Below are 10,674 nucleotides of genomic sequence, written 5' to 3'. Positions count from 1 at the left end.
GTGTACAACCATATTACCCAATTGCTCGCCAGAAGCACTCCCCTCTTGATGCCGCCGACTCAGGCGCGTTCGTCAGCTTTGGGAGCTGGGGGGAAGCGGACATCAATGCCGCTGGTATCGAGCTGGATGATCTCTACCGGCCGGCCCTCACCATCCAGGCAAACCAGGCCGATGCCGCTGCCATTCCAGAGTCGCTCGCCGGCGCTCGCCTGATCCGGAGCGCGTGGGGTGACTTGCATCGCGCGGCGCTTGGTGAGCCAGTTGAGCGGCGAGCGCGGCGAATAGAGCCAGCGGTTGAGTCGATCGAACCAGTCGAGCAAGGAGCGGGGAAAGCTGTTCTTCAGGCCGCTGCTGGTGATCTGCCAGATATGCGGTCCGCGCGAACGTTGGCGGATGCGAACCTCGTATACGAACGAGTAATGCACATCGCCGGACAGAATCACGTAGTTGGCGGGCGTGCGTGTGTGGCGGAAGATGTTCAGCATGACCTGGGCTGCGCCCCGGTGCGCCATCCAGTTCTCTGCGTCGACCAATAGTGGATTGCCGGTTAGCGTGAAGAGCTTCTGAACTGCCTCGATCAGCTTCACGCCGAACATGGGGGCAGAGGACACAATCACCACGCTTTTGCGATCGAGCAGCTTCTGCTGCATATCGGTGAGCGATTCCCAATCCATCAGACCCGACGGACGCCCGGGGCGATCCTCGCTGCGCCAGCGGCGGGTACGGGTATCCAGCACCAGGATTGCAGGCTCTCCAGGCAGCTCATAACTCCAGCGGTGGAACGCCAGCACCTGATCGATGCAGCCGTTATGCAGGTGTGCATCGAGCTTGTCGTCAGGATCGGCTTCGCCGCTGCCGAGCAGGTCGGCAAGCGCAGCCATGGGTCCAGCAATCGCGCCAGGCGCGTTACCCCAGCCCTGGCATAGCAGATAGCCGAGCAGGGCGTTGCCGATGATGCGGCGGGAGAATGGATGTCCGTACGCGGTTTGCTCCCACTCGGCGGTCAGATTCCAGTCATCGGTTATATCGTGATCGTCGAAGATCATCAGACTCGGCAGATGCGCCATCAGACGGGCTGCCTGCGGCAGGCCTGCGACGAACTCGGCGAGGATGCGCTGTTCACGCTGGTAGGTATCCTGCCAGTCGGCATCCAGAGCGGGCGGCTCATCGTCGACCAGTGCCCAGCACTCCGGTGACCAGACCAGTAGATACATGGCGATGATCTCGGAGAACGTGATCAGATGGTTGTGCGCATGTGCTGTGGTGAAGACTGGCTTCTTCACGCCGCCGAAGAAGCGCTCGCGCAGCGCCGCGTTGGGCTGCATGTCGGGCAGCAGTTCTTCGCGTCGATAATAGGTATTGACGTCGCGGTACAGCTCGTCGCTGTCGCCGACGGTGGCACCGTCGAGGGTTTCGCCGAACAGGCCCAGACGCTCGATGAGGCGGTGAATCGCTACGAGCATGGGCCCGGCGACATCGTCCGCATAGATCTGGTCACCGCTCATCAGCAGCCAGGACGGTCGCTGGGCCGCATCCTCAATGCGTTCTGCCAGCCAGCTATCTGCGCGGACCAGCCCATCGGCCGCATCGAAATGAGGTTTGCGGCAGGAACCGTGCAGCAGACGACGATTGTGCGAAGCGATGACGAAGCTGGGGCGAGGCTGGCCGTCATGACATAGATAGGGCAGCGCCTCTACCAGGGTGCATTCGGCCGAATTCTCGCTCCAGACCAGGTCGTAGCCAATCAGGGTATCGACTGGCAGGGGCGCGGTCGGAACGAAGTCCAGCAACTGGACGAAAGCCTGCCTGCCCACCGGAACGCTGCGCGACGTGGCTGAGTCACAGCTGAGATGCTGGCTATCGATCCCGGATGAATACAGCCGCAGCGACAACTCAACGGGCCGCGACGTCACCAGCCAGATGAGCAAGCGGTCCGGGGCGATACGGCGCAGTACCGGACCGGCCAGGATGGTTTGCAGAGTTGGAGTCGAAAGCTGTTGCGTCAATGCTTATCTCGCTTGGGTTCGGGTTGCAGGGCTGCTCTGTCAGACCGCACCCACGCCCGGACGTCACCGCGTCGTATCGAAAACACGATCGGCTCAGTCGGAATGACCGCGTGCCGGGTTGATCAGATATTTTTCGCCTGTGGCTCGCCGTGTGTAGGCCCGCAGAGTTTCTTCCTTCAGTGCATCGGCAAGCCCGATTTCGGCGGTGTAATGGCTCTTGAAGGTCGTGTTCAGCTCAGCAGCGATTCGCTGCTTCATCCGTTGCGCGACGTCTCCACCGGCACGCTGCAGGAAGCTGGTCAACAACCATCCGCCCACGCCCCAGGCCATCCCGAAGGTACGGTGCAGCTCGGTCGGGCGGGTATCGAGATTACCGTACAGGTACACCTGTTTGTGAGTGGCGGAGCCATAGCGGCTATAGGCGGTCGCGCTACGATTGGCCGCGACTTCCATGCTGGCCAGAATTTGCGATGGTAGCTTGCCGCCGCCAATCGCATCGAACGCCAGCGTTGCGCCGGTAGCATGGATGGCGTCGGTCAGCTCCGACTCGAAAGACGCACTGGTGCTGTCGCAGACAAACTCGGCGCCAATCTTGCGCAGGATCTCGGCCTGCTCCTGGCTGCGTACTATGTTCACCAGCCCGACCCCGTCGGCGAGGCAGATTCGGTTCAGCATCTGTCCGAGGTTGGACGCAGCGGCGGTATGTACCAGCGCGCTGTGGCCATCGAGTCGCATGTTTTCGACCATGCTCAACGCAGTCATGGGATTGACGAAGCACGACGCGCCATCCGCCGGGTCGGCTCCCTCGGGTAGCACGAGACATTCCGACGCGCGAATGACGCGATACTGAGCGTACATGGAGCCGCCGAGCACGGCGACGGTTTTGCCCATCAGATGTTGAGCGTCGCTGCCTGCCGCGACCACCACGCCAGCGCCTTCGTTACCCACCGGCATCGACTGGTCGAGCCTCGCCTTGAGCCCATCCAGCCGGGAATCGGCCACCTCTGCGGTAACAGTCGGTCGCTCAGCCGAGCCGCCGAAGCGAGCGCTGGAGAGGTCGGCTGGACCGGTCAGCAATCCGAGGTCCGACGGGTTGATCGGTGTGGCGCGGACTTCGATGACCACCTGGTCGGGGCGGGGCGATGGCACGTCCACCTCGACGAGCGATAGCTCCAGTTTTCCCTCGGAGGTGATCAGCGAACGTAGTTCGAGACCTTGGCGGATGTGTTCTTCGTTCATCGAGAAGTCCTCGTTGGTCCTGCGAAAGGTACGGTCAACGGTGGCACGGCGGTGCCAGGCTCACAACCGCCATTTACCGGCTGAATGGCCCAGTGGTATGGCAAGCGTTCAATCACCGGAAAGTGAGGAACCCGCGGCGTCGCCCATAGTCGCAACATTAGCGGCCTGGCGCGCATCCGTCAGGCACCACGGCAAGGAGCGCTTCGACCTCGGAGACGACCATGAAACGATTCAGCATTTTTCATGCATCGGCGTGGCTGGCTGCCGCTGCGCTTTGCGCTGCGCAGGCAGTGGCGCAAGACGGTGCCGGCGAGCTCGAACACCCCAGCGATTATCTTCGCGTCACCAATTATCCCGGCGGCTTCGTCGGCGCGGATCGAGAAAGCTGGCGCGACGCCGTCCCGGAAATCGAGGACATCGAGATTCCATCTTCGGCTGGTGCTTCTCCGCAAAAGGCCCTGTATTTCGATTCCGGCTCCGAGCAGGCCAAGCCGTTGTTGGTGGTATTGCACAGCTGGAGTACCGGTTACCTGCAAAACATCGACATCCCAATCGCGGAGTTCGCCAAGGCCAACGACTGGGTGTTCATGCATCCGAACTTCCGTGGCGCCAATGATGGCGATCCGCAAACCACCGCGTCGCAGCTGGTCCTTTCGGACATGCAGGATGCGCTGCGCTACGCCCGTGAAAATGCCAACGTCGACGAGTCGCGAATCTATCTAATGGGTTATTCCGGTGGCGCGATGAATGCGCTGCACCTGGCGCGCCTGAACCCTGACGTGTTCGCCGGCACGTCGATCTGGGTCCCGGTCTACGATCTGGTCGACTGGTACGAGTGGAACGCCCAGCGTGGGGAAAAGTACGCTGGCGAGATCGAAGGAGCCTGCGGTGGCAAGCCGACGGCGGACGAGGCTGCGAAGGAAGAGTGCCGCAAGCGCAGCCCAAGCACCCACATGTCGAAGGTGGCTGGCGATGTGCCGATCCTTATTGCCCACGGGATCGACGACGAAACGGTACCGCCTGACTATGCCCTGCGTGCATTCAGTGATCTGGCCGAAAAGGGTGATGCCATCGATCCGGCGCTATTCGATCAGTTGCGCTCGAAACGGCAAATTCCCGAGTCGCTGCGCTCGCGACACGTCAACGACGGCGGACTCGTTGGCTTCGAGCAAGCCGACGCCGACGTCCTCCTGCATCTCAAATCCGGACCGGCGGAGCTGGTTCTGTTCGAAGGCGAGCACGACATGCTGTATCGCCCCGGCCTGGAGTGGCTGGCTCGCCAGCGTCGTGATTGATCGGTATCCGAGGAACGAAGCATGCGTCATACGTTGAACCCGATTCGTGCCGCTCTGGCGCTTCTGTCACTGCTCACCGTGGCGCTGCTGTTCATGGTATGGCCAGAGCGGGCGTCCGCAACGCCTGACTGGTCCACAGTGGCCGAGCCACTCGAAGGCGAGCCCCAGATAATCGGCCATCACGGCGGGGCCTGCATTATCGGAGCCATGCAGCTCCCGCCGGAAGGAGACGGCTACCAGGCGGTCGATCTTCAGCGAAACAGGCACTACGGTCACCCCGAGCTGCTCGACTATGTTCAAACGCTTGGCGAGCGTTTCGCCGCCGCAGGCCATGGCCCGATGTTGATCGGCGACATGGCGCAGCCTCGCGGCGGTCCGATGTCGTACGGACACGTCAGCCACCAGAGCGGCCTGGACGTGGATATCTGGTTTCGCCTCGACTTGCCACAGCTCAAGCGCAGCGAACGAGAAGGGCTTGAGCAGCCAATCGTGGTCGACCCCGAAACCGGGGAGATCGACCGGCAGCGCTGGACCGATACGCACGCAGAGATGATCCGCATGGCTGCCGATGACGCTCGCGTCTCGCGCATATTCGTCGATGCGGCAATCAAACGTGACCTGTGTGAGCGCGAATGGGAAGACCGGTCCTGGCTGCGCCGGATTCGCCCGTGGTCGGCCCACGACGAGCATCTGCATGTCCGGCTGCGCTGTCCGCCAGGCTCGATGGCCTGCGTCGACCAGCCCGAACCACCGGCTGGTGAAGGTTGCGCGAACCTGACCCCAACACCTCGCACAGCGTTGGAGTCGCGTCCGAGCCGGACGTTACCGGCTGCCTGTGCTGCGGTTCTCGACGCTCCTTGACGGCTCGCAATCTCGCAAAGCGGTGTCGAGGCCGCAGCGGGCAACGCTTTGAAGGTCTGCCAGAGCAATTGGAACAACGATGCGCTAGTGGTGCAGCGAGATTACTTCAACGATGCCACCATCTAGCAGCCTGGCTGGAAAAGGATGTTCTGCCCGACGTCCACCAAGCGGGTTACGGCCAGGTTGCCGCGGTCGGTCAGTCGGGCAACTACAACGATGCAGTGGTTACTCAGACCGGCAGCGCGAACGTAGCTACGATCACGCAATAAAGAAGTTCCGACCAAGCCTGCCGGCCTGCGCCGGCAGGCTTTTTATGCGCGTGTCGTCTGGTTCAGGCTTACCACCAATGTTCGATCTGGACGCCAATATTTGAGCCGTGTCGGGCATTCGCGAACGCGCCGGTGGTGGAAAGCGCAGAGCCGGCAGCGAGTTCGTCTGCCGCCCGTTGTGCTTCACGGTTCCATGATGCATAGGTGTAGTACAGACGGATTTCCGGTCGATCGGTGAATCCCGGTCCGCTGGGCGACCAGGTGGGCGCAAAGGTGATCTTGTTGAGCTTGCGGGTGCCGTCTTCGGCATCGACCTGATCGTGACCGAGTTCGACCACCAGCTTGAACTGTTCGGTCAGGGCATAGGTTGGCCGTACGCCCACCGACCACCAGTCCTGATCTCCGCCGTCCCGGCGTTTGTCCCTTTGATAGAGCAGTTTCACGGCGCCGCCAAAGCGAGGGGTGGTCTGCCACTGCAAATATTCCAGGATCCGCCAGGTACGTGCCTGAGGTCCTACGTCTTCGCTGCCGGTGTATCCCAGGGCATTCCCAGGCACGCGTCCATACTGCACCGCAAAGGTATTGCTTCCGCCGAATGTTCCATCCTGCAGATGCTGAACGGTGAAAGCCCAGCCACTACTTGCGTTGCCCTCGTCGGGTTCGTCGACATAACTGACGCCTAGCTCTAGCTCGCCCTGTGGGCCCGCTTCGATAGCGCCGAGGCGAAAGTCGTGCCGATAGTGATAACGCTGATTGAGGATGCTGTCTTCGCGCAGGTAGGCGTAGCTCAGCTCGAACTCGCCCAGCGGAAATTCTTCGATGCCACCGCCGAGCGCGCGTTGATCCCAGTAATAGAAATCGGTCAGGTGTACATCGTTGCGATTGTAGTAACGGCGACCGAACCATAGCGATGCGTCGCGCAGCGCCGGCACATCGCTCCACTGACCGTACAGCTGCACCATGCGGGCACTGCCATGTTCGCCAGTGAAGGTCGGTGCATGACCGTAGGCGTTGAGCAATTCGAGCATGCCGGCGAGCGTAAACGACGAGCCGTCCTCAAGCTTCAGTACCTCCTGCGACAGCTTCAGCTCGATCAGCTGCTCACACTCGTTACCCAGCCGGTATTTGGTGAGAGCGCCAGGTAGCTGGAAGCACGCCTGGCTTCCGCCAGCGGTCGACTCGCCGACACCACTGCGTATATAGCCGGTGAATTCGAGCGCCTGCGCCTGTATGGAAACGCTGCAGGCCACAAGGCATGCACCTGCCCGGACGGATGCTGTGCGGATCATTTAGCCTCCTTTCATATGCCAGCGTGATATGCGAGCGAAGGTTCATACCGCCTCGAGGCGACGACAGGCCCCGGTCCGTGAACGGTCAACGCACCATAAAGGTAGTCCACGCAAGAGATTGGCGCCTCGTCGATTACTCCGGGCGCGTGGCCGAAGCGGAGGCGGGCAATACTTTGCTGATAAGCAGCAGATTGATCAGTGCCCCGGAGATGGAATAGGCGGCGACAGTGACCAGCACATCGGCTCCGGCCATTGCGCAACCCAACAATAGCGACAGCCGTAGCGCAGCGCTCCAGCAGGTCAGTTGCAGATGAAAGCGTTGCAAGCGCAGAACCGGGAGCGCCGCGAGGCACGGCATGGTCAGCAGCGTCACATAGAACCACAGCGCAAGCCAGCGAGCCTGCTCGCCGGCCTCACGCCACTCATTGCCGAACAGCCATTCGAAAAGAACGGGCCCTGCAATGATGACCGCGAGCATCGGCGGCGCAGCAGCTGGAAGCAGCGCAAGCATCGCCTTGCGCAGTAATGGTCGCAAAGGCTGGTCACGTCGAGCAGCCTCGGCCAGCCGAGGGGTCAGCACATCGGTGATCGCCTTGCCGATCAGCGTCACTGGGGCGGTTACCACCACGCGAGCCAGGACGTAGAAGCCGGCTGCGGCAGCCCCATACCAGGCGCCGAGGATGAGTACCGGTAATCCAAGGGAGAAGCTGCTGACCAGAATCTGTGGGGCGCGGTAGAACGGAAAATCCTTATGCTGCGAGACGAGTTGCCGCATGGGTGTCGCCGGCTCGTTTCGCTGATTGACCGCCTGCGCTATTACGCGGCGCAGTGACGCCAGATACAAGGTGCAGGCGACCAGTTCTGCAAGTAGGGTCATACCTATCAGCGTGGCCGAGAAAGGCAGGGCCAGGCCACCAGCGATCTTGCCGCCGTTGGCAGTGACCGACTGAGCGATTGATACCCGCGCGGAAATCGGGAAGCGGCCCAGACGATGAGCCCATTGTTCGAGCACCTGGCGCAGGCACCCCAGCAGCATGAAACCCGGCAGAAGCAGCAACCAGGAAGCGGTCATGCCGGTGCGCTCGAGCAACGGCTGACCCAGCCAGACACAGGCCAGGGTAAGCAGTGCCAACGCCAGGGCAATGCCCAATGACAGGACGCTGAGGCGTTGGGCATCCCGATCGTCGCGGGGAAGCACGATCGCCAGTGGGTAGCACAACGCGGCGATGGGAACCAACATGGAAACCAGCGCCAGGAAGCTTCCTGCGGCGCCGTAGGCTTGGGGGCCAAACATCCTGGTGATGAGCGGCGTCGCCGCGAGCGTGATGATTTGCGCGGTTGCGGTCCCTCCCGCCAGCACCGCGACGTGCCGAAAGGAACGGCCGCCGAGGCTGGCCAGAGAGCTGCGCATGACTGCCGCGCCGATCATGCTACGTTGGCGCGTTTGGGCTCGTCCCGACCACAGGAGCATTCAGTGGTCTGCACAGGTGAGTGGGCGGGTTCTGCTGCGTTTCGGGCAGGCGCGGTCAAGGGCACCTCGGGCCAACGGAACAGCGAGCCAAGCGTCCAGTCCCATTGCTCTGGCGTGAACCGGCAACCGCCAGCGCCGGGGGTAAGCGTCAGCTCGCCGATGTATATCTGCCCTTCGAAGACATACATGTCTACACGGCAATAGCCGAACGGCCGAGCCAGGCCTTTTGCAATCCTGACCATCTCAGGCAGTTCTTCCGGCGGAGCAGTGATCTCCGGGTTGAGGCTGCCGGGCAAACGCCCGCCGATGCGGAACGGCATCACCAGCCAATCGGTCGAGTACAGGTTCTGGGTCGTTACGCCGAAGCGGCCATCGATCACCTGAAGGAAACTGAAGCTGCGTCCGTTGGCGTCGTTGAATACGTGAATCTTGTAGTCTGGAGCCGGTTTTCCGCTTACCAGCAGCGCTTTCTCGAACAGGATGCGCGGCCGGATGTCGTGGTAGTGTTTCTCGTGGTTGTACTGGGAGAAATCCACCTTGAGCCACTCGTTGGCGGTCTTCGACAGCTCCACCACATCGCAGACGGACTTATCCGGAATGATCCGCAGCGACCCACAGCTATGGTTGGCCTTGATAACGAAAGCATCAGGCAGCATGGCGAAATGTTCGGGGCGCACTTCGTCGACCACGGCATACATGGGGACGTTGTATTGATCACCAATGGTGTCGCGGATGTAGTCACGCACCAGCACCTTGTCGGCCAGGCGGGAAAACTCCGGTAACGGGTAGCGCATCCGGTGAAAGATCTTTTCCGAGAATGCACGCGGGTTTTCGAAATTGCAGAACCTGCGGTGAATGCGGAAGTACTGCCACTGATACATGGCGGCTTCACGTAAATCGTTGATCAGGTCAGGCGCGGAAGGGAGGAGGGGCTGAGCTTCCTGCTGGCCGACTACAAGGCTTTTCAATGCCATGTTGCGCTCCGTTTTTATAGGTGTGAATCAGGCAGACGACAGGCGGCTACCTAGTTGCGGTTCAGACTGTAACGCCGTGTGTATCGTTGCGTCTGACATCTAACGGATCGCTAACGGAGGGGAACCGTTCGTCGCTAACGGAATGCTCACGTCGAACTAATGGCCCTCTGAAATGACGAAGCTTCGAAACGGACGCCAAGCCCCATCTGAACAGGGAAGTCAGCCATGTACACACTCTCTCAGTCTTACCGCCGCACCCCGTCGCGCTACTACTTCGGATGCGCCGAGTTCTGTCCAGAAACCCTGGAGCTATCGGTCCTTGGCGAGACCATCTCGCTGGAGCGGCGTCCGCTTCGCCTGCTGCATGTACTACTGCAACACGTCGACCGTGTGGTCTCGCATGAGGAGCTGCTGCGTGAAGCCTGGGACGGCCGGGTGACGGTGAAAAACGTTTTGCCCAACGCAATGACCAAGCTGCGCAAGGCGCTGGATCGCGACGCGAAATTGATCGTCACGATTCCCGGCGTGGGATATCGCTTCAATGGTCCGGTGCGTTTCGATAGCGCCGAATTCTCGACGGCCAACCATGCGCCGCTCGCTCCGTCCGGAACTGCCGCGCCCGTGGGCTGCTCCGCCCTTGATGTACTGCCGATCCGCGTCGCCGGGCCATTGGTCGCCGAGCTTGCCATAACGGACCGTTCGCCGGCGGCAAAGCTGGAGCAGGCCAAGCCAGTCATGAGCGATCTGCTTCAGGGCGTGAATCTGCAAAAGAGGTTGGAGGCGTTTCACCAATTTGCCGAGAGCGTTGCACGCCGACATTCCAGCGGCCTCGGTTATAACGCCATCTCTCGGCTCGACCTGCACCTGTATGCAGACGGACGTCTGGTACTGCTGGCGCGCCGACCAGTTGACGTTTCGCCCGGGAGCGTTTCATTGCACGATCCATATCGGGCACCGGAGCTCTATCGGGGGCAGGTCGGCACTGAGCGCAGCGACATCTACGCACTAGGGGTCATCCTTTATCAGCTGTGTTGCGCGGATATCGGCAGGCCGCTGTTGGGCGACTGGCGAACGGACGTAGGCGATCAGCGGTATCAGTTGCTCATTGAGTCAGCGACCTACCCCGACCCTGCGAAGCGACCGGCTTCGGTGGCCGACTGGCTGGCGATCCCTGATGAAGACGCCGCTTCCGGCTGGCAGCGCATGCTTGGTTTGCCGATCAGGCTATCTCGGTGGTCAAGGGTTTGAACGGCTAGGTCTTGTCCGGGTG

Annotated in this window: 9 protein-coding genes; 4 read left to right on the top strand and 5 right to left on the bottom strand. The window is 61.4% G+C overall.

The features are described from left to right. Nucleotides 1–59 precede the first annotated feature (59 nt). Together BLT85_RS09550 and BLT85_RS09545 are read right to left on the bottom strand one after the other, a co-directional pair. Nucleotides 60–2,006 carry an alkaline phosphatase D family protein gene (locus BLT85_RS09550; protein WP_093393791.1) on the bottom strand — a complete coding sequence of 649 codons (1,947 nt, stop codon included), beginning with the start codon at nt 2,004–2,006 and terminating at the stop codon, nt 60–62. 93 nt (nt 2,007–2,099) lie between these two features. Next, nucleotides 2,100–3,245: a zinc-binding dehydrogenase gene (locus BLT85_RS09545; RefSeq protein ID WP_093393788.1), complete on the bottom strand. Its 1,146-nt coding sequence runs from the start codon at nt 3,243–3,245 to the stop codon at nt 2,100–2,102. Between the two features lie 221 nt (nt 3,246–3,466). On the opposite strand from BLT85_RS09545, the gene BLT85_RS09540 reads away from it, so the two are divergent. Genes BLT85_RS09540 through BLT85_RS17010 form a run of 3 tightly spaced genes read left to right on the top strand, consistent with a single transcriptional unit; the run spans nt 3,467 to nt 5,670 of the window. Further along, nucleotides 3,467–4,540 carry an alpha/beta hydrolase family protein gene (locus BLT85_RS09540; RefSeq protein WP_093393785.1) on the top strand — a complete coding sequence of 358 codons (1,074 nt, stop codon included), beginning with the start codon at nt 3,467–3,469 and terminating at the stop codon, nt 4,538–4,540. Nucleotides 4,541–4,561: 21 nt separating this feature from the next. Next, entirely contained in the window at nt 4,562–5,401 is an 840-nt protein-coding gene (gene mepA, locus BLT85_RS09535; RefSeq protein WP_093393782.1) for a penicillin-insensitive murein endopeptidase, read from the top strand. Continuing rightward, nucleotides 5,305–5,670, top strand: a complete 366-nt coding sequence (locus tag BLT85_RS17010; protein WP_093393779.1) for a curlin repeat-containing protein — start codon at nt 5,305–5,307, stop codon at nt 5,668–5,670. The genes mepA and BLT85_RS17010 overlap by 97 nt, the downstream gene beginning before the upstream one ends. A gap of 68 nt (nt 5,671–5,738) precedes the next feature. On the opposite strand, the gene BLT85_RS09525 is transcribed toward BLT85_RS17010, so the two are convergent. The 3 genes from BLT85_RS09525 to BLT85_RS09515 all read right to left on the bottom strand — a co-directional run bounded on the left by BLT85_RS09525 (nt 5,739) and on the right by BLT85_RS09515 (nt 9,404). Beyond that, on the bottom strand, nt 5,739–6,959 hold the full coding sequence (locus BLT85_RS09525) for a maltoporin (RefSeq protein WP_093393776.1): 1,221 nt from the start codon (nt 6,957–6,959) through the stop codon (nt 5,739–5,741). Between the two features lie 133 nt (nt 6,960–7,092). Then, a complete protein-coding gene (locus tag BLT85_RS09520) occupies nt 7,093–8,370 on the bottom strand; it encodes a lipopolysaccharide biosynthesis protein (protein ID WP_157718161.1) in 1,278 nt (425 codons plus the stop codon). Nucleotides 8,371–8,384: 14 nt separating this feature from the next. After that, nucleotides 8,385–9,404 carry an ATP-grasp fold amidoligase family protein gene (locus tag BLT85_RS09515; RefSeq protein ID WP_093393770.1) on the bottom strand — a complete coding sequence of 340 codons (1,020 nt, stop codon included), beginning with the start codon at nt 9,402–9,404 and terminating at the stop codon, nt 8,385–8,387. A 225-nt stretch (nt 9,405–9,629) separates the two neighbouring features. Here BLT85_RS09515 and BLT85_RS09510 point away from each other — a divergent pair, with 225 nt between their 5' ends. After that, a complete protein-coding gene (locus BLT85_RS09510; protein ID WP_093393767.1) occupies nt 9,630–10,652 on the top strand; it encodes a winged helix-turn-helix domain-containing protein in 1,023 nt (340 codons plus the stop codon). The last annotated feature ends 22 nt before the right edge of the window (nt 10,653–10,674 follow it).

Source organism: Halopseudomonas xinjiangensis (assembly GCF_900104945.1).
Lineage (GTDB): Bacteria > Pseudomonadota > Gammaproteobacteria > Pseudomonadales > Pseudomonadaceae > Halopseudomonas > Halopseudomonas xinjiangensis.
Note: the sequence above shows the minus strand (reverse complement) of the source record. Positions and strands in the feature narration are given on the sequence as shown.